The following is a 22061-nucleotide window of genomic DNA, read 5'->3' on the forward strand; positions in this document are numbered from 1 at the left end:
AAAAGTCGAAAGTTCAAAGTTGAAAGTTTATCTAAAAATAAAAACAAAGAAAAACTCATAATTCATAACTTAGAACTCATAATTAATAATTAACAATTCGCAATTGATGAATGTTTTCGTACTTTTGCCTTTGCTTTCATAAAGAAATTAAATGATCAGTATTACAGATAAAACATTACAAGACTTACAATTTCCAACTGTATTAGAAACCATTTCAGATGGCTGCAACACCGACATTGGAAAAGAAAAGGCTTTACAGATAAAACCATTTAGAGATAAAGAAGAATTAATGCAAGCTTTGATGCAGACATCAGAGTATGTATCTTCTTTTCAAAATAATAACGCAATCCCAAATCATGGATTTGACGCCATAACGCACGAAATTAAGTTTCTTGCCATCGAAGACAGTTTTCTTGAAGTAGGAAGTTTTAGAAAAATCGCTAATCTTTCTTCAACAGTAAATGTCTTATTGAATTTCTTAAAAAAATTCGATGATTATTATCCGAATTTAAATGCGAGAGCCTCTCGAGTAGAATTAACAAAAGATATCATTACTGCAATTGACGCTATTGTAGATAAATACGGAGAAATAAAAGATAATGCTTCTCCTGCTCTAGCTGGAATTCGTCAGAACATGAATTTGGTTAGAGGAAAAGTAAATCAAAGTTTCGGTGTGGCTTTAACTCAATACAATGGCTTAGGTTATTTGGATGATATTAAAGAAAGTTTTGTTCAGAACCGTAGAGTTTTGGCGGTTTTAGCGATGTATCGCCGTAAGGTAAAAGGTTCAATTTTAGGAAGTTCCAAAACGGGAAGCATTGCCTATATCGAACCAGAAGCTACTTTAAAATACTCGCGAGAATTAGCCAATTTAGAATACGAAGAGAAAGAAGAAATCACTCGAATTTTAAAAAATTTATCAAATGTCATTCGTCCGTATCTTCCTTTATTAATTGAATATCAAGATTTTTTAAGTGATATTGACGTAGTTGCCGGAAAAGCAAAATACGCAAACCGAATAAACGGAATCTTGCCAACAATTACAGAAGAACGAAGATTATTCTTTAGAGAAGCTTATCATCCGATTTTGTATTTAAACAATAAACAAAAACAAGAAGTTACGCATCCGCAAACAATTGAGCTCAAACAAGAGAACCGAATTATTGTAATTTCCGGACCAAATGCCGGAGGAAAAACTATTTCGTTAAAAACGGTTGGCTTATTGCAATTAATGCTGCAATCTGGTATTTTGATTCCGGTTCACGAAAGAAGTGAAACTTTCTTATTTGATAGAATTTTAACAGACATTGGAGACAACCAATCTATTGAAAATCATTTAAGCACATACAGTTACCGATTAAAAAACATGAATTACTTTTTAAAGAAATGTAATAAAAAAACCATGTTTTTAATTGATGAATTTGGTACAGGTTCTGATCCTGAACTGGGAGGAGCTTTGGCTGAAATTTTTCTTGAAGAATTTTATCACCGTGAAGCTTTCGGAATTATTACAACGCATTACTCGAACTTAAAAATTCTAGCAAACGAATTACCGTATGCTACGAATGCAAATATGATGTTCGACGAAAAATCATTGGAACCAATGTATAAATTGGCTTTGGGTCAAGCCGGAAGTTCATTTACATTTGAGGTTGCTCAAAAAAATGGAATTCCGTTCGGATTGATCAATCGTGCGAAAAAGAAAATAGAAGTTGGAAAAGTTCGTTTTGATAAAACCATCGCAACGCTTCAAAAAGAAAGATCGAAACTGGAAAAGACTTCTTTGAATTTAAAAGAAGAGGAAACCCGTGCGCGCGAGGAAAGTAAAAAGATGGAAACCATCAATACCAAGATTCAGCAAAAATTGGAAAGCTATCAAGAATTGTATGATAACAATCAGAAGATAATTTACATCGGACAAAAAATTGATGATATTGCTGAGAAGTATTTCAACAACAAAAACAAAAAAGAACTTATTGGTGAATTTTTGAAAATTGTTGAGATTGAAAATTCTAAACGGAAAAAAGCAACTCCGAAAGAAGTAAAAGCTAAAGTTGAAAAACAAAAAGAAATCATTGCTGAAGTTCAGGTAAAGGTTGAAGAAATTCGAAAAGAGAAAAAAGAGAAGAAACTTAAACCAGTTGTAGAAAAACCAAAACCAATTTTAAAAGTTGGTGATCGCGTAAGAATGCTCGACGGAAGATCTGTTGGAAGTATCGATTTAATCGAAAAAAATAAAGCAACAGTAAATTATGGTATTTTTACCTCGAAAGTAAGTTTGGACGAATTGGAATTGGTCGAAGCAGTTAAAAAATAAGTTTTCAGTAGCCAGCACAGTTTTTTCAAACTTAAAACTAGCTAAAAAAGACCAAAATTAAAATAAAGCGATTTAAGAAACGTTTTCTTTTTAAAAGCAAATTATGATTGCTTATTTTTTAAATTCGATTTAAATCGATTTATGAAAGTTGTTTTTGATTGAGTAAATTTATAAGCCACAAAAACTAAATCATTAAAATTTATAAATAATAAAAATCCTACATTGTTGCGTTTTTATTAGTTTTGTCATTGCGAGGAACGAAGCAACCTCACTAAGCTTAGCATTTTGCTGAGTCAAAGGAGTTTCGTCTAACAATTACAAACTAATTTAAACAAAATATGAAGCCTGGATTTGTATACATTATAACCAATAAATATCAAACAGTTGTTTACGTCGGAGTAACATCAAATCTTCCAAAAAGAATTTTAGAACATAAAAACAAAAAATATCCGAAATCATTTTCGGCACGATATAATGTAAATATTCTTGTTTATTATGAGCAATTCCAATTGATTGAAGATGCGATTGCGAGAGAAAAACAAATTAAAGCTGGTTCTAGAGAAGCAAAGAATAATTTAATTCGCTCTTTGAATCCAAATTGGAAAGATCTATTTGAAGAAATAGAAAACATAATGACTTTATAATAACAAATTGTAATGGAAAAACATCGTGAGGTTGCTTCGTTCCTCGCAATGACTGCAAAAAATAAAAAAGTAATTCTTTTTGACGGAGTTTGTAATCTCTGCAGTTCGGCGGTTCAATACATTATTAAACACGACAAGAAAGATATTTTTAGATTTGTTGCGTTGCAATCTGATTTAGGGATTTCAATTTGCAAACATCTGGGGATTAGTTTTTCTAAAATGGATAGCATTATTTTATACGATCCCGGAACAGCTTATTTTTATAAATCTTCTGCAATTATCGAAATAGCTAAAAATTTTGGAGGTCTTTGGAAATTAACCCCAATTTTCAGAATCGTACCCATTTTTATTAGCGACCGAATTTACGATTACGTTGCCAAAAACAGATACAATTGGTATGGCAAAAAAGAAAGCTGTATGATTCCTACGCCGGAATTAAAAGCTAAATTTCTTTAAGAAATTCCAAATTAAAAATTCCAAATTCCAAGTTTTCGCAATATTGTCATTCTGAGGAACGAAGAATCACACGAGAAACATAAAGATTCAGATTTGTAAACTTTGCTAACTCACTTGTGTGATTCTTCGTTCCTCAGAATGACAAAAAAACAAAAAAATCCCAAATTCACATCGATTGGAATTTGGGATTTTTTATTTGGAATTTATTAGAATTATCTAATCAATTTTCTGTATTTCAAACGTTTTGGAGTTAAATCACCACCAAGACGTTTCTTTTTGTTTTCTTCATAATCAGAGAAACTTCCTTCGAAGAAATAAACTTCAGAGTTTCCTTCAAAAGCTAAGATATGAGTACAAATTCTATCTAAGAACCATCTGTCGTGAGAAATAATCACGGCACAACCGGCGAAATTCTCCAAACCTTCTTCAAGTGCTCGAAGTGTATTTACGTCAAGGTCGTTCGTAGGCTCATCCAGTAAAAGTACGTTTCCTTCTTCTTTCAAAGTCATTGCTAAGTGCAAACGGTTACGCTCTCCACCAGAAAGCATAGAAACTTTTTTGTTTTGCTCACCACCACCGAAGTTGAAACGTGACAAGTAAGCTCTTGAGTTCACTTGCTTTCCTCCCATCATAATTAATTCCTGACCGTCAGCAAAGTTTTCCCAAATAGATTTATTCGGATCAATATTAGAGTGTGACTGATCTACATAAGCAATTTTTACAGTTTCTCCAACTGAAAACTCTCCGCTATCAGTAGCTTCTTCTCCCATAATCATTTTAAAAATGGTAGATTTACCAGCACCGTTAGGTCCGATGATTCCAACAATACCTGCTTGTGGCAAAGTAAAATTCAAATTATCGTATAATAATTTATCGCCAAAAGCTTTAGCAACATTCTTAGCTTCAATAACATTTGTTCCTAAACGAGGACCATTCGGGATGTAGATCTCTAATTTCTCGTCTAGTTGTTTTTGATCTTCATTTAATAATTTGTCATAGTTCTGTAAACGAGCTTTTTGTTTAGTCTGACGTCCTTTTGCACCTTGACGAACCCAGTCCAACTCGCGCTCTAAAGTTTTTCTACGTTTAGAAGCTACTTTTTCTTCTTGAGCCAAACGGCTTGATTTTTGATCTAACCAAGAAGAATAGTTTCCTTTCCACGGAATACCTTCTCCTCTATCCAACTCTAGAATCCATCCTGCCACATTATCCAAGAAATAACGGTCGTGCGTTACTGCAATTACAGTTCCTGAATATTGCGCTAAGTGCTGCTCTAACCATAGAACTGACTCAGCATCAAGGTGGTTGGTAGGCTCATCCAAAAGCAATACATCAGGTTGTTGCAATAACAAACGGCATAAAGCTACACGACGACGCTCACCTCCAGAAAGATTTTTAATTGGCGTATCTCCTTCTGGAGTACGTAATGCATCCATTGCGATTTCTAATTTTGTATCGATTTCCCAAGCACCAAGAGCATCAATTTTATCTTGTAATGCCGCTTGACGATCCATCAATTTATCCATTTTATCCTGATCTTCGTAGTATTCTGGAAGACCGAATAAGTCATTAATTTGATTGTACTCTTCTAAAACCGCCATAGTTTCGGCAGCTCCTTCACGAACAATTTCAATAACTGTTTTAGAATCATCCAAAATTGGCTCTTGCTCTAGATACCCTACTGTATAACCAGGCTGAAAAACTACATCTCCTTGATAGTTTTTATCAACTCCAGCAATAATTTTTAAAAGTGAAGATTTTCCAGAACCATTAAGTCCCAAAATACCAATCTTAGCTCCATAGAAGAAACTAAGGTAAATATTCTTAAGAACTGGTTTGTCTGCTCCTTGATAGGTTTTACTCAATTTTTGCATTGAGAAAATTACTTTCTTATCGTCTGACATTTTTTATTTTTTATTATAATTATTTATTTCTTTTTGAATTCTGACATTTTAAACTCTACCTTTCAAAGCATTGAAAACCCAAGCATTAGCAAGGAATCCAACTCCAACAGCACCAAATCCCCAACCCGAAACATCGCTGTATCTAAAGATTCCAAGACCTATAAGCAAGAATCCCATAAGCACCATTATTAAAGTGGCCCATCCTAAAATGGTGTTTTTATTCATTCCCATAATTGTGTAAATATTATTAGTGTCAATTTTTTAGAAAGGCAAATATCGTGAATTTTAATGGCTTAATTAAAAATTTTATACAGCATTTCTTTTAATAAATCTGACTGCGGCAAAGCATTAGCTCCCACACCTTTACTCTTAACATCAATATCACGTAAAGCACCAACAATCTGGCTTACTTTTCGCATTGGGTAATTTTTTACTGCCAAATCGTATTCTTTCAAAAAATACGGATTCACCCCAAGCGCAGTTGCTACGTTTTTAGCGCTTTTATCTTTTAATCCGTGATATTTTAGAAGTTGAACAAAAAAGCCAAATACCAAACCTGTAGTCATCACCAAAGGATATTCTTTTGGATTATGAGCAAAATTATCTGCTATTTTGTACGCTTTCAACTGATTGCGCTCTCCAATTGCTTTTCGAAGTTCGAACACATTGTAATCTTTACTAAAACCAATATTTTCTTCGATATGCTCTGCCGTAATCATTGTTCCTTGCGGCAAGATAATCTGCAGTTTTTCTAGCTCATTGTTGATTTTACTCAAATCTGTTCCTAAAAACTCCACCAGCATAGCATTGGCTTTAGGATCGATTGTATATTTTTTTCCAGCTAAAACACGTTTAATCCAGTCTCCTACTTGATTTTCGTATAATTTTTTACTTTCGTAAACAACGCCTTTTTGTCCTAATAGTTTAGTAACTTTTTTACGTTTATCAAGTGTTTTATATTTATAGCAAAAGACCAAAACCGTGGTCTGCATCGGATTTTCTACATAGGATTCGATTTTATCGATTGTTCTAGATAAATCCTGCGCTTCTTTCACTATAACAACCTGACGTTCAGCCATCATCGGATAGCGCTTGGCCGTTGAAACAATATCATCGACAGACACATCTCTTCCATATAAAACTGTCTGATTAAAACCCTTTTCTTCTTCAGCCAAAACATTCTCTTCAATATATTCTGATAACTTATCTATATAATAAGGTTCTTCACCCATTAAAAAATAAATCGGTTTAATATCTCCGGCTTTAATATCGTTAACAATTTTTACTACTTCGTCCATTATACTTGATTCAAGTTTTAGGTTTCATGTTCATTTCAATAACTTGAAACTTTAGATTTGAAACCTGAAACTATTTTAATTATTTTTGCTTTATGCTTAAACTTAATTTCCCTGCTTATAGTTTCCGATTCAAAAATAGCGAAAATAAAGTGTCTATTTTTGATGAAATCAGGAAAAAATTTATAATTCTTACGCCAGAAGAATGGGTTCGCCAACATGTAGTTCATTATCTGATGCATGAGAAAAAATACCCGAAATCGCTCATTAACGTAGAGAAAGTTTTAACTGTCAACGGATTACGAAAACGCTATGATGTAGTAGTGTTTAACCCAAATGGCACTATACATATATTGGTAGAGTGTAAAGCTCCAGAAGTTAAAATCTCTCAAGCAACTTTTGATCAAATTGCTCGTTACAATATGACAATGCAGGCACGGTTTTTGAATGTCACCAACGGACTAAACCATTTTTATTGTCAAATGGATTTTGAAAACGAAAAATACGAGTTTTTGAGAAACCTTCCTGACTATAAAGAAAACCATTAAACAAATTAAATAACAAAGTACTTTTGGATAAAATAGCAGTTGTCATTTTAAATTGGAACGGAGTAAAATTGCTTGAGCAGTTTTTGCCATCTGTTATTCAGTTTTCAGAAGACGCAACAATATATGTTGCTGACAATGATTCTACAGATAATTCTGTAGCTTTTGTTACCGAACGTTTCCCAACGGTAAAAATTGTAAAAAATTCTGGTAATCATGGCTTTGCAAAAGGCTACAATGATGCCTTACAACATATTGATGCAGAAATATATGCATTAGTAAATTCAGATATTGAAGTAATAGAAAACTGGCTTCAACCTGTACTGGATACTTTTGAAAAGGAAAAACAGACTGCCATTATCCAGCCAAAAATTCTTGATTTTAAAAACAAGGAATACTTTGAATATGCAGGCGCAGCCGGCGGTTTCATTGATAAGTACGGATATCCGTTTTGTAGAGGAAGAATATTCGAAACAATCGAAAAAGACAACGGGCAATATGATGATAATATAGAATTGTTTTGGGCTTCTGGCGCTTGTTTTTTCATTAGAAAAAATGTTTATCATGAATTAGGAGGTTTTGATGAAAGTTTCTTTGCACATCAAGAAGAAATAGATTTATGCTGGCGTGCTGCAAACGAAGGACACATTATAAAGTATAATTACCAATCTGTTGTTTACCACGTGGGTGGCGCAACGTTGCAACAGGGAAATCCTAAAAAAACGTATCTGAATTTTAGAAATTCACTATTAATGCTAGTTAAAAACCTTCCAAAAAGAGGATTGTTTTTTGTGATTTTCTTCCGCATGGTTTTAGATGGCATTGCTGGTATTCGCTTTCTTACACAAGGCAAGTTTGCACATACTTTTGCTATTCTAAAAGCACATTTTTCATTTTATTGCTTATCTTTAAGATATCTTAAAAAACGTAAAGATTTCCAAATACAGCAATACTATTCGGTAAAAAGCATCGTTTTCCTTTATTATATAAGGAAATTGACCTTATTTAAAGAAATCTTTAACAGTATTCAAAATATTAAAAACTAAATTTGTAATTCAAGTCTAATTAAAATTAAATTTATGAGAAAAATAGTTATCGCACTATCAGTATTAATGGCCCTAACATCATGTGTTTCTAAAAAGAAATATGCTGAGTTGGAAGCTAAAAACAAAGAGACTCAAGATTTGTTAAACTCATGTACTGTAAAATTAAATACGTGCTTAGAAGAAAAAGCTGGATTGGCTGCAACCGCTGAAAGCTACAAACAGCATAATCAAGATCTTATCAATAGTTCTAAAGATTTAACTATCTTAACTACTAAAGGTGCCGAAAACCTTGAAAAATCTCTTGAAAGTTTAAAAGAAAAAGATTTAAAAATCTCTAGACTTCAAGACGCTTTAACTAAAAAAGACAGTGTTACTTTAGCGTTAGTCACAAGCTTAAAAGGAGCTGTTGGAATCAACGATCCAGACATCGAAATCAATGTTGAAAAAGGAGTTGTATTTATCTCTATCGCTGATAAATTATTGTTCAAAAGCGGAAGCTATGACGTAAGTGACAAAGCTAAAACTGTGTTAGCTAAAGTTGCTAAAGTTGTAAACGACAAACCTGATTTTGAATGTATGGTTGAAGGTCATACTGACGACGTTCCTTACAAAAGCAATGGAATCTTGCTAGACAACTGGGATTTAAGTGTTAAACGTTCTACTTCAATTGTTCGTGTATTAACAAACGATTTAAATGTTAACCCTGCAAGATTAATTGCTGCTGGTAGAAGCTCTTATGTGCCATTAGTTGCAAACGATTCTGCTGAGAACAAAGCTCGTAACAGAAGAACTCGTATCGTAGTTATGCCAAAAATCGATCAGTTCTATGATATGATTGAAAAAGAAATGAAAAAACAAGCAAAATAATCCTTGTTTACATAAATAAAAAAGCAGGTCATTTGACCTGCTTTTTTGTATTCTTAATCTTTCTTAATAAGCCAATTAAATAGAAATTAAGAATAGCATTATCGTTAAGTAACTAACTAAATTTTAACATAATAAAGTTACTCATAATTTTTATACTTTTATACTTTTAGTGTATTTTTTTACAAAATATCGACATCTCCCTTACCTTCCCTCACGATAACAGGCTCATGCTCAGAAAGATCGATAATTGTAGAACCTACATTATCTCCGTAACCACCATCAATTACCAAGTCAACAAGATGCTGCCATTTTTCAAAAATTAATTCTGGATCTGTAGTATATTCTATCACATCATCTTCATCACGAATAGAAGTCGAAACAACAGGATTTCCTAGCTTACGAACAATTTCTAAAATGATAGCATTGTCGGGAACACGAATACCAACAGTAGTTTTCTTTTTAAATTCTTTCGGAAGATTGTTATTTCCAGGCAAAATAAAAGTATAAGGTCCTGGCAAAGCTCGCTTCAATATCTTAAAAGTAGACGTATCTATCTGTCTGACATAATCTGATAAATTGCTTAAATCATGGCAAATAAATGAAAAGTTGGCCTTTTCTAATTTAACGCCTTTTATTCTAGCAATTTTCTCCAAAGCTCTCGAATTGGTAATATCACAACCTAAACCGTAAACAGTATCTGTCGGATAAATTACCAAACCACCATTCTGAAGCACTTTTACAACTTTTTCAATCGCTGCTTCACTTGGTTTATCTGGGTATATTTTTATAAATTCAGCCATTTCTTTTTTGTTTCAAGTTAAAATTTCAGATTTCAAGTTTCAGGTTTCAAGTTGCGCGTTCCGTTAAACTTGGAACCTGAAACTTGAAACAAAAAAACTTTACTATCCCACTACATCTAATTTAGCAAATCTTAACAACAATTTCTTGATTCCGCCTACTTCAAATTTAATTTCTGCTTTTCTATCTGCACCAACTCCTTCAAGATTTATTACTTCCCCTTTTCCAAAACGCTCATGCATCACAACATTTCCTACTGTTAGTTTGCTGTCAAATAAGTTAGAATTTCCATTGCTTGGCGCATTTCCAGAAACAGGTTTTAACTTTCTAATATTTAAATCCGGTTTCGGACTATTGTCTGTAATGTGTTTTGGCGGAGTTCCTCCAACTGGTTTGCTTAATCTTAATTTTGATTTATCTACGTCGCCAAAAATATCCCCATCAATTGGAGATTTATAACGATAATTCGTCTCTGCTGGCGTTAAATATTCTAAATATTGATCTTCAATTTCTTCAATAAAACGAGAAGGCTCACTATCTGTTAGTTTTCCCCAACGGTAACGGGACTGAGCATAAGTCAAATACGCTTGATGCTCGGCACGAGTTAGTGCTACATAAAACAAACGGCGCTCTTCTTCAAGTTCACTCCTTGTACTCATACTCATGGCACTTGGAAACAAATCTTCTTCCATTCCCACTACAAATACGTGCGGAAACTCCAGCCCTTTTGCCAAGTGAATCGTCATAAGCGCTACACGATCTTCATCATTAGTATCTTTATCTAAATCTGTTGCGAGAGCCACATCTTCCATAAATTCAGAAAGTGCGCCTCTTGCTCCATCAATTTCTCTTTGTCCTTCGGTAAAATCTTTAATACCGTTTAAAAGCTCTTCGATATTCTGAATTTTTGCCATTCCTTCAGGAGTAGCATCTTTCTTCAATTCCTGAACCAAACCTGTTTTCTTTGCAACGTGATCTGTAAGATAAAAAGCATCCTGATTCTGATCGATAACCTGAAAACTTTGAATCATAGTTACAAAATCTTTCAGCTTATTTTTGGTACCAGCATTTAGTTTCAAATCGATTTTATCGATATTTACCATTACCTCCCAAATCGAACGTTTGTAATGATTGGCTGCAATAGTAAGCTTTTCAATAGTAGTGTCCCCAATTCCACGTGCTGGATAATTGATAACACGAATTAAAGCTTCCTCATCTTTCGGATTCAGAACCAAACGCAAATAGCATAAAACGTCTTTAATTTCTTTACGCTGATAGAAAGACAATCCGCCATAAATTCTATACGGAATATCACGTTTTCTCAATGCATCCTCCATCGCACGCGACTGCGCATTGGTACGGTATAAAATTGCAAAAGCTCCATTGTGCAGCTGATTTTGCATTTTTTGTTCAAAAATTGTACTGGCTACAAAACGGCCTTCTTCAGCATCTGTCAAACTTCTGTGAACCTTAATTTTTGGCCCAAATTCATTCGCTGTCCAAACTACTTTATCAAGCTTCGTTTTATTATGTTCCATTACCGTATTTGCCGCTTCTACAATATTTCTTGTCGAACGGTAATTCTGCTCTAAACGGAACATTACCACACCTTCGTAATCCTTTTGGAAATTCAAAATGTTGTTGATATTGGCTCCACGGAAAGCATAAATACTTTGCGCATCATCTCCAACCACACAAATATTTTGAAACTTATCAGACAAAGCTCTAACAATTAGGTACTGAGAGTGATTCGTATCTTGGTACTCATCTACCAGAATATAGCGGAAACGATTTTGATATTTCGCCAGAACTTCAGGGAAACGAGTTAGCAATTCGTTGGTTTTCAACAACAAATCGTCAAAATCCATTGCACCGGCCTTAAAGCAACGTTCCACATATTGCTGATAAATCTCACCAAGACGCGGTTTCTTAGCCATTGCATCGGCTTCTATAAGCTCCGGATTATTGAAATATGCTTTTACTGTAATCAAGCTATTTTTATAACTAGATATACGGCCCAAAACCTGTTTTGGTTTATAAATATCACGATCCAGCTGCATTTCTTTGATAATTGAAGAAATCAATCGAGCCGAATCCTGAGAATCGTAAATAGTAAAATTGGAAGGATATCCTAAAAGCTCCGACTCAGCACGAAGAATACGGGCAAATATCGAGTGAAACGTCCCCATCCAAAGATTTTTGGCTTCAGACGCTCCCACAATATCCGAAATCCTGTGTTTCATCTCGCGGGCTGCTTTATTGGTAAAAGTCAGCGACAAAATATTGAACGCATCAATTCCCTGATGCATCAAATAGGCTATTCTAATTGTTAAAACTCTGGTTTTTCCAGATCCTGCACCAGCAATAATAATCATTGGCCCGTCTTTCTTTAAAACAGGCGCTCTCTGCGCTTCGTTGAGCTGGTCAATATATTTCTGCATGTAATTTTCTCCTTTTAGGCAAAAATAAGAATTAAAGATTTAATAAGCTACTAAGTTGCTAAGGTTCTAAGAGACTAAGTTTTTTCTTTCTGAAGCCAAACAAAAGGCATTTTATTAGACATGGTTTCCCGCTTTCGGCTATATCTCTTCTCCCGATTGTCATCGGGATACGAGGATACCGCCTCAAACAAAGTTCACTGAACTCCAATTAAAATAAATATAAGGTGAAGTAATCAGGGCTAAAGACAAACAAATTGGCTTCTATTAAATATTGTGAAAGCACTAGACTAAATATTATACTTATCTTTTAGTTTTTCTTTAAAATCTGAAAAGGAAATAACTCTTCCAGCTTTTATATCATCTTCGCTTTTTTCTAAAGCTTGAATCAAATCTTCATCAAAAAACTCATCTGTTACCCCTAGAATCTCCAAAACTTCATCCATTATTACAGTCAATTAAATTTATTAATAAATCAGAAAAAAAACTTAGCATCTTAGCACCTCAGAACCTTAGAATCTTATTTAAAAAACACATCGTAAGCAAATCGAATCAAAGTTCCCACAACGACAATTAAAAAGAAAATTCGAATAAATCCGTTTCCTTTGTTGATGGCTAATTTTGCTCCGAGCCAACCTCCCAATCCGTTACTTATCGCCATGGGTATCGCAATAGACCAAATGATTTTTCCTTTTAGCATAAACAGACAAATTGAGCCAAAGTTGGTTGCTAGATTTACCATTTTAGCATTTGCAGAAGCGTGAAGAAAATCGAATCCTAAAAGGGCGATAAAAGCTACTACAAAGAAACTTCCTGTTCCTGGTCCGATAAATCCGTCGTAAAAACCCACAATCATACTGATAACAACTGCGTAAAATATTTGTCTCGTCGGTGAATGATCTTTTGCCTCATGTTGCCCGAAATTTTTCTTGGCATAGGTATACACAAACAACAAGGACAAAACTACCAATAAAAGCGGTTTCATAAAATCATTGCTGACCATAGTTAAAATCGTAGATCCTAAAAATGCTGACGGAACTGCCAGACACATCATGATAATTAAGAGTTTCCACTGAATCACTACTTTCTTTAAATATTGAAAAGCAGCAAAAGCAGTTCCGCTAAAAGCAGGGATTTTCAACGTTCCAATTACAGTCGAAACTGGTAGATTTGGCAGTAAAATTAATCCCATTGGAGTTTGGATTAATCCGCCTCCACCTACAATTGCATCAATAAACCCTGCAGCAAACGCCGCCAAACAAAGAAAAAGTATTATATATAAATCCATTAAAAATATATTTCGGTCTCGGTCAAAAACAAGTTGTAAAAATACGTCTTCCATTTTGTTTATTACTATAAAATTAAAGTTGATTTTTGATCAAAAAGTATATTTTTGCTTAAAAATTTTTCCAATGGATTACAACAAAATAATAGAACTTGCGAGTTATACTTTACCAGCCTTAGTTACAGGAGTTGTAGCGTATCGTTTTTTTGAGCTGCACATTAAAAACAATGATAGAAAACGTGCTTTTTTATTAAACAAACAAGCGCATAAAGAATCGTTGCCTGTACGTTTGCAAGCTTATGAGCGTATGACTTTGTTTTTAGAGCGTATTAATTTGACCAAATTATTAATTAGACTTTCACCTATTTCTCAAAACAAACACGACTACGAAAATTATCTAATCGAACAAATCGAACAGGAATTTGAACATAATCTAACACAACAGATTTACATGTCTGAAGAATGTTGGACCATTATTTCAACAGCAAAAAATGCAACAATCCAAATGATCCGTAAAGCTGCAATGAGTGATAAAGTAGAAAACGCTGATAAACTTCGTGAAGTAATCTTAAATGACTTATTAGAAAAACAATCTCCAAGTAATGCTGCTTTAAGCTTTATTAAGTCTGAAGTAGCAGAACTATGGTATTAATTTGAGAGAGTCCAAAATCGTTTGAGACCAATTTTCATCTTTTTCGGAAATGACAATAGTTTTGAATCCGTATTTTTCACCTTCAATTTTGATTCCTTCCGAATCGTCAATATGAACATCAATTCCAAATATCGGAGGAAATTTGGTACATCTAAAATTGAACTTTTTTATTTCTCTAAGGTGTTTCTGTTCGTTTATAATATAATCTACAGAAACACCATAAAAGTAAAACATCCATTTAATCCGTATTATGCTTCTGTATGAAGTTGTGTAGATATAAATTCTATGTTGCTGCCTTTTTAGTTCCCTAAATAAACCAACAGTTCCTTTTCTTAACTTTTCAATACTAAAAAGCTTGTGGAACAAATTTGTTTTTTCAGAATCAAATTTACTGCTTGATATCAAAGTGTCGTCGAGATCAAAAGATATTATCATAAAAACAGTTTTAGAATTTTAAGTCAATATCTTATTATCACTCATTACTTCAGACTTATTCTGAGCATATTCATAACCTTGTTTCCACCATTCTTTCATTACTTCTTTGTTAAAAATCAAAGCATTGTCAGTTAGTTTTATGGGCGTGTAATATAAATTTAATTTCACATCTTTGTTATTTGCCATAAGTTTTCCTATAGCAATATCATGTTTTTCTACTTGATCTAACGCAATTCTAAACAAATCGATCATTAATGAAAATGGATTTTTACCTATAACTGTTTTTGTTGTATTAACCTCTGTTTCAAGAATAATAACATCAATTTCGGTTGCGCCTCTATTAATCGCTTCACGAATAGGAACCAGACTAGAAAAGCCTCCATCACCATATTCGCAGTTGTTTTTTTCAACCAAACTCATAAATGGGACATAATTACTCGAGATCCAAGACCATTCGATAAATTCTTCGTAAGTGCATTCTTTTACCGATTTGTATTCCGATTCGTTTTTAGTAAAATTGGTCACCGTTACAATAACATCAGTTTTTAGCTTTTTAAGTTTATTAAAATCAGAAAGCGAAAAATTATTCTGAATGTACTTTTTTAGACCTTTACTTTCTCCAAAAGTTCGTTTTCCTTTAAAAAACTGACGTATTACATTCAAGTGATTAATGGTCACGATATCTACTCCATCTTTAGTTTTCACCACAAACGGACAAATATTGAAAATGCTCGACATGGTAACATTGGTATATACAGAATGTATTTTTTTGATATGGCTGAGAGCTAAATGCGGAATTAGCAAACTTCCTGTCGACGTTCCTAAAAACAAATCGTATTCGTGTTTTTTTTCTTCTATTAAATACTGGGCAACACCGCCGGCAAATGCACCTTTACTGCCACCTCCTGAAATAACCAATGCTCTCATAAATTGTAATGTAGGTTTTGTTTTTGGGATTTTTTTTTGAGACTATATAAGAGGAAAGATGCAAGAAGAAAGACTTTTTTAACTTTTTTCGGCAAATCTTGCTTCTTGCTTCTTTCTTCAAAAATCTTGTTTCTTTTATCTTTCCACTCTAATATTTACTCTTTCAACAAACGATTCAATTGGAATTGCTCATCGGAGGTCAAATTAGGCAAAATTCTATTAAATGAAGCACGCATTTCAGGATTTTTTAACAGAAGTCGAATCGTGTCTCTTCCAAATTTTGAAAATTGCCACATATGATGCGTAGTAGTGCCAACTAAATTACTCAAAACCTGATCGTTAATAATTTTAAAAGCAATCAATTTTTCTAAAGCATTTTGTCTTGTTGTGGCTTCGTATTTTGTAGATGAGAATGCAATTAATTCGTTTATTAGAGAATCTGGTTCGTTACTATAATTTGGAGTAGATAATGCCAATGAAAGCCATAAGGTTCTTAAATTATAATCGTTGAAACCAATCCAGTTTTTAGATTTATCCAAATACTCATTTCTATGTTCGGGAAAATTTCTCCACAGCCAATAAAGTGCAATTTCTTGTGTCTGATACGATTTATCATCCAAAAGTGTTTCGTAATTTGTTCTAAAATCTTCTGGAATTTTATTTAAAGATCCTGCTAGATTCTGGCGAACATTAATGTTATGAGTTTGCATTGCCAATAGCAAAAGTGGCTTTTTTTCTTCGTATTTTTCATTCTCTAACTGGTCGACAACAGCTTCTTTCACAGATTGATAAACATCAGATTCTAAAGTATTTTTCAAAATATCCATTTTATCCTTCAAAGGCGTTTTCTTCAGTTTATCAATTTCCAATCGCTTTTGAATCGTTTTGTTTTTACTCAACAATTCATTTGCAGTTGGCGTATCAAAAGCAGTCGATTCTAGCCAGGTTTTCTGGAATTTATCCAAATCAAAATCAGATACTTTTTTAATCTCGTCAAAGAAGTTCTGAGTGTTTACAGTTTGATAAGCATATATGTTTAAATAACTTTTAATTGCTTTTTTAAAGGCTTTATCTCCAATTGATTCATGCAGCACAAACAACGCCCAAGCACCTTTTTCGTAAAATGTCAGCGAACTAGCTTTTGCATTTAAAACCGGAATCGTATCAGTACGGGAAGCAAATTTAATCTGCTGTGCTGTATCGTATAATTTCGAGTAAAAGTAATCTTCGCCATAAATATCTTTTTCTGCCAGCAATGCAAAATACGTCGCAAATCCTTCCTGAAGCCAATGGTGTTTACTGCTTTCAGCTGTAATGAGATCTCCAAACCAATGATGCGCCAATTCATGGGCATCTACATTGGTATAATTTCTATCACAAAAACCGATTGAATCTACTACATAACGAGTCGCAAAAAGCGTGGATGTAGTATTTTCCATTCCTGCGTACAAAAAATCTCTCACGGGAATCTGTCTGTTAATCTTCCAAGGATATTTTACGCCAATTTCTTTTTCAAGAAAATCAAAAATTCGTTTCGAATAACGATATGTTGGCTCAAAACGATTTGCATCTTTGGGTTCGTAATAATATTCTAACGGAACTCTGCTTTTAGATTTAAACTCTTTTTTATCGTATTTTCCAATCGCCAGCATTAACAAATACGAACTCATCGGTTTTTCCATCTGATATTGCCAATGATTTAAATTTCCATTGGATGTTTTTTCTTTTAAAACTCCGTTAGAAACTACTTGATATGCTACATCATACGAAATACCTAAATTAAAAATCAGCTTTTCATTTACATCATCAAAACTAGGAAACCAATTACTGGTGTATCTGCCCTGTCCTTGCGTCCAAATTTGTACTTCTTCGTTTTCCATATCAACAAAATACAAGGCTTGTTTGGGTTTTGCAGTGTAGTTGAAAGTCAAATGATTTTGTCCTTTTTTAAAAGGATAAACTAATTTTAATTCTTTGTTGGTATTGATAAACATGATTTCTTTTTCGTCAATTTTCACATTCGAAAAGCTCATATTTTTAGCGTCAAGCGAAATCGTATCGATATCCTGTAAAACCTCAAATTGAAAATCGACAGTTCCAGAAATCATTTTTTCTTTTGAATTTAATGATAACTGACCCGAAACTGATTTAAAATCAACATATTTGGTTTGCTGTGCAAATAGAATGCTGGTGAAGAATAGAAAAATGTATTTCATTGAAACAAATTTGAAAGGCGAAATCCCAAAGTTACAAAAGGTTTCCTTTACAAATAGAATGAAATTTGTATGTTTACATTACAAAATTTCCAAAATCGTGTCGACACTTCAAAAAGCCTTATTTAACTGGAGCAGCGGAAAAGATTCTGCTCTTGCTTTATACAAAACTCTTCAAAAGAAAGATTATAAAATCGAATGTTTGCTTACAAGCGTAAACCAACAGTATCAGCGTATTTCGATGCACGGAATTCGCGTTGAACTTTTAAAAGAACAAGCAGAAAGCATCGGAATTCCGTTAAAAATTCTTGAAGTGCCTGAAATGCCGACAATGGAAATCTATGAAAAAGTAATGACCGAAACTCTAACCGAATTAAAGCAAAACGGAATAACACATTCTATTTTTGGAGATATTTTTTTAGAAGATTTGCGTCAGTATCGTGAAAATCAATTGGCTAAAATTGGATTCACGGGCGTTTTTCCGATTTGGAAAATTCCAACTCAAGATTTAATTCAAGAGTTTACTTCGTTAGGATTTAAAACCATTGTGGTTTGCGTAAATGAAAAGTATTTAGACAAAAGTTTTGTCGGCAGAGTTATCGATCAGAATTTTATAAATGATTTGCCTGAAAATGTAGATGTTTGCGGCGAAAATGGCGAATTTCATACTTTTACATTCGACGGACCAATATTCTCAAAACCAATTGATTTTGAAATTGGTGAAATTGTATATCGAAAATATGAAAAACCAGAAAAGAAAGATTCATCCAATACAGCCTGCGACACTAATGATGATACTGCTTTTAACTTTGGCTTTTGGTATTGTGATTTAATTAAAAAATAATCAACTCGGATTCGATTTAGAAAGTATTATTTTAAAAACAACTAATATGTGGCTTTAAAAGATAATGATGAAGTGAAAAAAGTACTATTCTTTTTGAATGAAATTGGAATTGATGTTGTTGAAAAAGAGCTTGGAGAAACCTTTTTACCAGGTTTAGAATTAGGTTCTAACTGCATTTATATTGATTATGAAAAATTGCTTTATCCTGGCGATATTTTACATGAAGCTGGGCATCTTGCTGTAACTCTCCCTTCAGAAAGAAAATTGGTTGGTACAGCAGAAATTTCAAAAGACTGGCCGACTCAAGGTGAAGAACTCTCCGCTATTTTATGGTCTTACGCAGCGTTACATCATTTACAACTTCCTCCCGAATTTGTATTTCATCCAAACGGATATAAAGGTGATTCGGAGTGGTTTATTTCAAATTTTAAATCTGGAATTTATATGGGACTGCCTCTTTTAGAATGGATGGGATTGTGTCTCGGCAATGAAAAAGCCGAAAAAGAAAATAAATCTCCTTTTCCGGCTATGCAAAAATGGCTTCGAGAATAATTTTAGGTAGATTGATCAACCCAAGTTTTCAAGAACCACTTATTATCTTTTAATTCAAAGATATAATCAATATAAATTCCATTATCGAGTCCGCGCTGCTGAAGCGTGACTTTGTTTTTCTTTACCGACAATGTTCTTTTTAAATATTTCTCATCGGCTTTATTATTCAGATTAAGCGTTTTATACTTTTCTTGCGTCATAGTATAATCCGTCAATTCAAAATCATCATTATTACTCCTGTATTTTAAAGGAAAGATAACTCTAGTAACCTGAAACTTCTTGTCGCTATTAAATTGCTTGAAAAAATCATTAAAATTTTCTGGAGCTGTTTTCGTATTCTGAGCATAAACAGCAGAATTTAAACTGATTGCAAAAACAAAAACTATAAAAAAGCACTTTTTCATTATTCCTCATACATTTTAAGCAAATTCGTAACCGTATTCCAGTTTCGAATTGTAGCCGTTACATTTAACTTTTTCTCGATATATTTTTGATCAAAACGGGTTTTTCCAGCACCAACAGCATATTTAATAAAAATTCTGTTTTCATCAATACTTGCTTCGTCTGGTTTAAACTGACTGATTTTCAAATCGTTTATACTCTCCTTTTTTAAAGCCATTGAAACAAAAGCAACATAAAGTTTTTTTGTATCCAAATCTTTCTCTTTCAAGAATTGATTATTGGCAAAACAAGATTGCAGGTTTTCTTTGGTAATCATGACAACAGGAACTTCGTGTCCGAAAACCTTAAAAATTTCCTGTTTAATTGTAAATCCCACTTTTGCGGCATCTTCTTCGCTATCAACAAAGACATTTCCAGATTGCAGGTACGTTCTAACATTTTGAAAACCCAGATTCTCAAGCATTGCTTTCAAAGCCTCCATTTTCATCATATTATGTCCCGAAACATTAATGCCTCGCAAAAGCGCTAAATGTGTTTTCATTTTTTTTCTAATTTTAATTCAAAGATAAAAAACTATTCATCATCATCTTCCTCACTGATTTCTATATCAAACTTCATTAAAAAATCATTGAACTTTTGCTTATATTTTTTTTGTGCTTGCGCTACAATTTCATCTGCTTCTTCGTTAGATTCTACAGCGTCGAGACCAAACTCTTCTTTAACCCAATTACGAAATTCTTCTTTGTTTTCACTTTCTTCGTAATATTCCTCATCTTGGTAGAAATAGGCTTTATCAAAATCGACTGAAATTTCAGTGTCTAAAGTCAGAAGCTGAATTAATTTTTGAGTGTTTTCTGCCACTACATGCACTCCGCCTTCATCACCAAAAACCACAATCGGACAATTATTCAAATCTTTATCAATAAGCCAATACGCATACGAACTTCCCGAACCGTTTGCGCCTGCAAATTCGATAAAACTGTTATAGAATTCCTCTTCCTCAGACCAAGTTTTTATACCCGTTTTATCTTCTGTTATGGTAAGTCCGAAGCATTCAGAATACGATTCTACGCCATATTCTTGTTCAAATCCGTATAGTTTTACCAAATCTTCTGGCACTTTGTAATCGCCAAACTGAACCGCAAATTCATCCAATGAAAACCTAATAGTATAATCTGCATATTCTCTTTCGTCGTCTTCCTCTTCTTCTACAACTTCAGCCGTAAGAATTTCAAAAGTTTTTATTGCTGCATGTTTCACGCAGAAAAGCTCGATTCCCGGAGCATTTTCATCATTCATCCATTGGTATTTTGGATCTCCGTTTTCATCAAGATATTCCAAAATAAGCATGATTTCTTGATCTTCATGGCACCATAAAGCGCGCATTCTTATACCAAAACCATTTGAAATCTCCTCAGAAATCTGACTGTATTTCTTTCCTTCATAATCGAAAGGAATAAAAAGATAGGTTGTTCCCGAAATATGTCTAACGATTTTTCCGTTTTCTTTTAATTCTTCATTTTCAGATAAAACTTCAACCATATTGATAAACTGATTACGGAAATCAGCATACAAATATTTCTCTTTTTTATCGTAATCTAAGATTGAAAGTCCTTCTTTAAAAATATCCAAATAGCTGTTGCCTAATTCTTCGTTTCCATAATCTGAATATTGGATGAAAGCATCATCAACAAGATCAGATAGTTTATGAGTTGAAGGCAGATAATTCTCGACCGTGATAATAGATCCGTCAGTGTCTTGAACATTGCTGCAAATTAAAACATCAGGTCTGCCAGAACTAATAATCGCTTGAATGTCTGTAAAACGCTCAAAATGCAGCAACATATCATCAGTATAAATCAGCCAAGCAATAAGATCGCCTTTTACAAAAAGTTCGCCGTGATTGTATTCTCCAGCAAGTGTATCGCATTGCAAACCTCCGCCTAAATAATGGATGTTTCCAAACAAATTAATATTAACCGTTGTCGTTTTTCCTAAAACAATTAATGCCGGAGAATTATCAGTGTCGTAAGAGCTAATAAGCTTTGCAACCGTTAGATTTCCTTTAAAAATAAATCCTAAAATGAAAATATCTGGATGCTCTTCGGTACTGAAATCCATCTCGAATATATCCATTTCCACATCATCTTCTGCCAGGAGAAATATCGGATTTTCTTCGTAATCTGGAAAACGCCAAGTGTCTTCAAAAACATTGTAGATTTTCTGATTCTTAAAATCAGTAAGATCACCAATGATATTATGAGCTTCGTGTCGGTTAATTACTTTAAATGTAATGCCAGAAAACACAAGCGTTTCAAAAGGAACTTTTTCTTCTTTAATCATAATTTGAGGCTTATAATTTAAATTTGTAACAAATCTAACAATTATCTTTTTTTATTAAAATTTTACTGACGATAAAAACGAAAAAACTCCGTTAGAAA

The 22061-nt window shown here is 33.4% G+C and carries 22 protein-coding genes; 9 read left to right on the top strand and 13 right to left on the bottom strand.

Annotation, left to right across the window (positions count from 1 at the left end; translation table 11 throughout):
• Positions 1 to 151 precede the first annotated feature (151 nt).
• From J7574_RS11290 to J7574_RS11300, 3 genes are all read left to right on the top strand, one after another.
• Positions 152 to 2317: a DNA mismatch repair protein MutS gene (locus J7574_RS11290; RefSeq protein ID WP_290968184.1), complete on the top strand. Its 2166-nt coding sequence runs from the start codon at positions 152 to 154 to the stop codon at positions 2315 to 2317.
• 338 nt (positions 2318 to 2655) lie between these two features.
• Positions 2656 to 2961, top strand: a complete 306-nt coding sequence (locus J7574_RS11295; RefSeq protein WP_290968185.1) for a GIY-YIG nuclease family protein — start codon at positions 2656 to 2658, stop codon at positions 2959 to 2961.
• A gap of 12 nt (positions 2962 to 2973) precedes the next feature.
• Positions 2974 to 3417 (top strand): thiol-disulfide oxidoreductase DCC family protein, encoded by a 444-nt coding sequence (locus J7574_RS11300; protein WP_290968186.1) that lies wholly within the window; start codon positions 2974 to 2976, stop codon positions 3415 to 3417.
• Between the two features lie 212 nt (positions 3418 to 3629).
• On the opposite strand, the gene ettA is transcribed toward J7574_RS11300, so the two are convergent.
• The 3 genes from ettA to holA all read right to left on the bottom strand — a co-directional run bounded on the left by ettA (position 3630) and on the right by holA (position 6619).
• Entirely contained in the window at positions 3630 to 5321 is a 1692-nt protein-coding gene (gene ettA / locus J7574_RS11305) for an energy-dependent translational throttle protein EttA (RefSeq protein ID WP_290968187.1), read from the bottom strand.
• 48 nt (positions 5322 to 5369) lie between these two features.
• Positions 5370 to 5552, bottom strand: coding sequence for a CAL67264 family membrane protein (locus tag J7574_RS11310; protein WP_198855722.1), 183 nt, complete (start codon positions 5550 to 5552; stop codon positions 5370 to 5372).
• Between the two features lie 62 nt (positions 5553 to 5614).
• Positions 5615 to 6619, bottom strand: a complete 1005-nt coding sequence (gene holA, locus J7574_RS11315; RefSeq protein WP_290968188.1) for a DNA polymerase III subunit delta — start codon at positions 6617 to 6619, stop codon at positions 5615 to 5617.
• Between the two features lie 92 nt (positions 6620 to 6711).
• Here holA and J7574_RS11320 point away from each other — a divergent pair, with 92 nt between their 5' ends.
• From J7574_RS11320 to J7574_RS11330, 3 genes are read left to right on the top strand one after another with little or no spacing between them, the layout of a single operon-like run.
• Positions 6712 to 7164, top strand: coding sequence for a type I restriction enzyme HsdR N-terminal domain-containing protein (locus J7574_RS11320; RefSeq protein ID WP_290968189.1), 453 nt, complete (start codon positions 6712 to 6714; stop codon positions 7162 to 7164).
• Positions 7165 to 7187: 23 nt separating this feature from the next.
• The gene (locus J7574_RS11325) at positions 7188 to 8207 is read left to right on the top strand and encodes a glycosyltransferase (RefSeq protein ID WP_290968190.1); all 1020 of its coding nucleotides are present in this window, start codon (positions 7188 to 7190) and stop codon (positions 8205 to 8207) included.
• 33 nt (positions 8208 to 8240) lie between these two features.
• Entirely contained in the window at positions 8241 to 9074 is an 834-nt protein-coding gene (locus tag J7574_RS11330; protein ID WP_290968191.1) for an OmpA family protein, read from the top strand.
• 179 nt (positions 9075 to 9253) lie between these two features.
• On the opposite strand, the gene J7574_RS11335 is transcribed toward J7574_RS11330, so the two are convergent.
• From J7574_RS11335 to J7574_RS11350, 4 genes are all read right to left on the bottom strand, one after another.
• Entirely contained in the window at positions 9254 to 9874 is a 621-nt protein-coding gene (locus J7574_RS11335) for an L-threonylcarbamoyladenylate synthase (protein ID WP_290968192.1), read from the bottom strand.
• 102 nt (positions 9875 to 9976) lie between these two features.
• Positions 9977 to 12313 (bottom strand): ATP-dependent helicase, encoded by a 2337-nt coding sequence (locus J7574_RS11340; protein ID WP_290968193.1) that lies wholly within the window; start codon positions 12311 to 12313, stop codon positions 9977 to 9979.
• A 287-nt stretch (positions 12314 to 12600) separates the two neighbouring features.
• Positions 12601 to 12756: a hypothetical protein gene (locus J7574_RS11345; RefSeq protein WP_290968194.1), complete on the bottom strand. Its 156-nt coding sequence runs from the start codon at positions 12754 to 12756 to the stop codon at positions 12601 to 12603.
• Positions 12757 to 12830: 74 nt separating this feature from the next.
• Positions 12831 to 13598 (bottom strand): TSUP family transporter, encoded by a 768-nt coding sequence (locus tag J7574_RS11350; RefSeq protein ID WP_290968195.1) that lies wholly within the window; start codon positions 13596 to 13598, stop codon positions 12831 to 12833.
• 124 nt (positions 13599 to 13722) lie between these two features.
• On the opposite strand from J7574_RS11350, the gene J7574_RS11355 reads away from it, so the two are divergent.
• The gene (locus J7574_RS11355) at positions 13723 to 14247 is read left to right on the top strand and encodes a hypothetical protein (protein WP_290968197.1); all 525 of its coding nucleotides are present in this window, start codon (positions 13723 to 13725) and stop codon (positions 14245 to 14247) included.
• On the opposite strand, the gene J7574_RS11360 is transcribed toward J7574_RS11355, so the two are convergent.
• From J7574_RS11360 to J7574_RS11370, 3 genes are all read right to left on the bottom strand, one after another.
• The gene (locus J7574_RS11360; RefSeq protein WP_290968199.1) at positions 14236 to 14682 is read right to left on the bottom strand and encodes a hypothetical protein; all 447 of its coding nucleotides are present in this window, start codon (positions 14680 to 14682) and stop codon (positions 14236 to 14238) included. The genes J7574_RS11355 and J7574_RS11360 overlap by 12 nt on opposite strands.
• An 18-nt stretch (positions 14683 to 14700) precedes the next feature.
• Positions 14701 to 15609 (bottom strand): patatin-like phospholipase family protein, encoded by a 909-nt coding sequence (locus J7574_RS11365; protein WP_290968200.1) that lies wholly within the window; start codon positions 15607 to 15609, stop codon positions 14701 to 14703.
• Positions 15610 to 15764: 155 nt separating this feature from the next.
• Positions 15765 to 17825, bottom strand: a complete 2061-nt coding sequence (locus tag J7574_RS11370; RefSeq protein ID WP_290968202.1) for a M1 family metallopeptidase — start codon at positions 17823 to 17825, stop codon at positions 15765 to 15767.
• 58 nt (positions 17826 to 17883) lie between these two features.
• Between J7574_RS11370 and J7574_RS11375 the strand changes: the two genes are divergently transcribed.
• Entirely contained in the window at positions 17884 to 18666 is a 783-nt protein-coding gene (locus J7574_RS11375; protein WP_290968203.1) for a diphthine--ammonia ligase, read from the top strand.
• Between the two features lie 48 nt (positions 18667 to 18714).
• On the top strand, positions 18715 to 19218 hold the full coding sequence (locus J7574_RS11380; protein ID WP_290968204.1) for a hypothetical protein: 504 nt from the start codon (positions 18715 to 18717) through the stop codon (positions 19216 to 19218).
• A 2-nt stretch (positions 19219 to 19220) separates the two neighbouring features.
• Here J7574_RS11380 and J7574_RS11385 read toward each other — a convergent pair whose 3' ends face one another.
• From J7574_RS11385 to J7574_RS11395, 3 genes are read right to left on the bottom strand one after another with little or no spacing between them, the layout of a single operon-like run.
• Complete coding sequence (locus tag J7574_RS11385) at positions 19221 to 19622, bottom strand: DUF4348 domain-containing protein (protein WP_290968205.1); 402 nt, start codon at positions 19620 to 19622, stop codon at positions 19221 to 19223.
• Positions 19622 to 20161 (bottom strand): DUF1697 domain-containing protein, encoded by a 540-nt coding sequence (locus J7574_RS11390; RefSeq protein ID WP_290968207.1) that lies wholly within the window; start codon positions 20159 to 20161, stop codon positions 19622 to 19624. Before J7574_RS11390 ends, J7574_RS11385 begins: the two co-directional genes overlap by 1 nt.
• A 32-nt stretch (positions 20162 to 20193) precedes the next feature.
• Positions 20194 to 21963, bottom strand: a complete 1770-nt coding sequence (locus J7574_RS11395) for a hypothetical protein (protein ID WP_290968209.1) — start codon at positions 21961 to 21963, stop codon at positions 20194 to 20196.
• Between the last annotated feature and the right edge of the window lie 98 nt (positions 21964 to 22061).

This window comes from Flavobacterium sp., assembly GCF_017744675.1.
Classification (GTDB): Bacteria; Bacteroidota; Bacteroidia; order Flavobacteriales; family Flavobacteriaceae; genus Flavobacterium.

What these genes read in the sequence shown, in the direction of transcription:
- J7574_RS11290 (WP_290968184.1), top strand. Translation starts at nt 152, where the DNA reads ATGATCAGTATTACAGATAAAACATTACAAGACTTACAATTTCCAACT.
- J7574_RS11295 (WP_290968185.1), top strand. Translation starts at nt 2,656, where the DNA reads ATGAAGCCTGGATTTGTATACATTATAACCAATAAATATCAAACAGTT.
- J7574_RS11300 (WP_290968186.1), top strand. Translation starts at nt 2,974, where the DNA reads ATGGAAAAACATCGTGAGGTTGCTTCGTTCCTCGCAATGACTGCAAAA.
- ettA (WP_290968187.1), bottom strand. Translation starts at nt 5,321, where the DNA reads ATGTCAGACGATAAGAAAGTAATTTTCTCAATGCAAAAATTGAGTAAA.
- J7574_RS11310 (WP_198855722.1), bottom strand. Translation starts at nt 5,552, where the DNA reads ATGGGAATGAATAAAAACACCATTTTAGGATGGGCCACTTTAATAATG.
- holA (WP_290968188.1), bottom strand. Translation starts at nt 6,619, where the DNA reads ATGGACGAAGTAGTAAAAATTGTTAACGATATTAAAGCCGGAGATATT.
- J7574_RS11320 (WP_290968189.1), top strand. Translation starts at nt 6,712, where the DNA reads ATGCTTAAACTTAATTTCCCTGCTTATAGTTTCCGATTCAAAAATAGC.
- J7574_RS11330 (WP_290968191.1), top strand. Translation starts at nt 8,241, where the DNA reads ATGAGAAAAATAGTTATCGCACTATCAGTATTAATGGCCCTAACATCA.
- J7574_RS11335 (WP_290968192.1), bottom strand. Translation starts at nt 9,874, where the DNA reads ATGGCTGAATTTATAAAAATATACCCAGATAAACCAAGTGAAGCAGCG.
- J7574_RS11340 (WP_290968193.1), bottom strand. Translation starts at nt 12,313, where the DNA reads ATGCAGAAATATATTGACCAGCTCAACGAAGCGCAGAGAGCGCCTGTT.
- J7574_RS11345 (WP_290968194.1), bottom strand. Translation starts at nt 12,756, where the DNA reads ATGGATGAAGTTTTGGAGATTCTAGGGGTAACAGATGAGTTTTTTGAT.
- J7574_RS11350 (WP_290968195.1), bottom strand. Translation starts at nt 13,598, where the DNA reads ATGGATTTATATATAATACTTTTTCTTTGTTTGGCGGCGTTTGCTGCA.
- J7574_RS11355 (WP_290968197.1), top strand. Translation starts at nt 13,723, where the DNA reads ATGGATTACAACAAAATAATAGAACTTGCGAGTTATACTTTACCAGCC.
- J7574_RS11360 (WP_290968199.1), bottom strand. Translation starts at nt 14,682, where the DNA reads ATGATAATATCTTTTGATCTCGACGACACTTTGATATCAAGCAGTAAA.
- J7574_RS11365 (WP_290968200.1), bottom strand. Translation starts at nt 15,609, where the DNA reads ATGAGAGCATTGGTTATTTCAGGAGGTGGCAGTAAAGGTGCATTTGCC.
- J7574_RS11370 (WP_290968202.1), bottom strand. Translation starts at nt 17,825, where the DNA reads ATGAAATACATTTTTCTATTCTTCACCAGCATTCTATTTGCACAGCAA.
- J7574_RS11375 (WP_290968203.1), top strand. Translation starts at nt 17,884, where the DNA reads ATGAAATTTGTATGTTTACATTACAAAATTTCCAAAATCGTGTCGACA.
- J7574_RS11385 (WP_290968205.1), bottom strand. Translation starts at nt 19,622, where the DNA reads ATGAAAAAGTGCTTTTTTATAGTTTTTGTTTTTGCAATCAGTTTAAAT.
- J7574_RS11390 (WP_290968207.1), bottom strand. Translation starts at nt 20,161, where the DNA reads ATGAAAACACATTTAGCGCTTTTGCGAGGCATTAATGTTTCGGGACAT.
- J7574_RS11395 (WP_290968209.1), bottom strand. Translation starts at nt 21,963, where the DNA reads ATGATTAAAGAAGAAAAAGTTCCTTTTGAAACGCTTGTGTTTTCTGGC.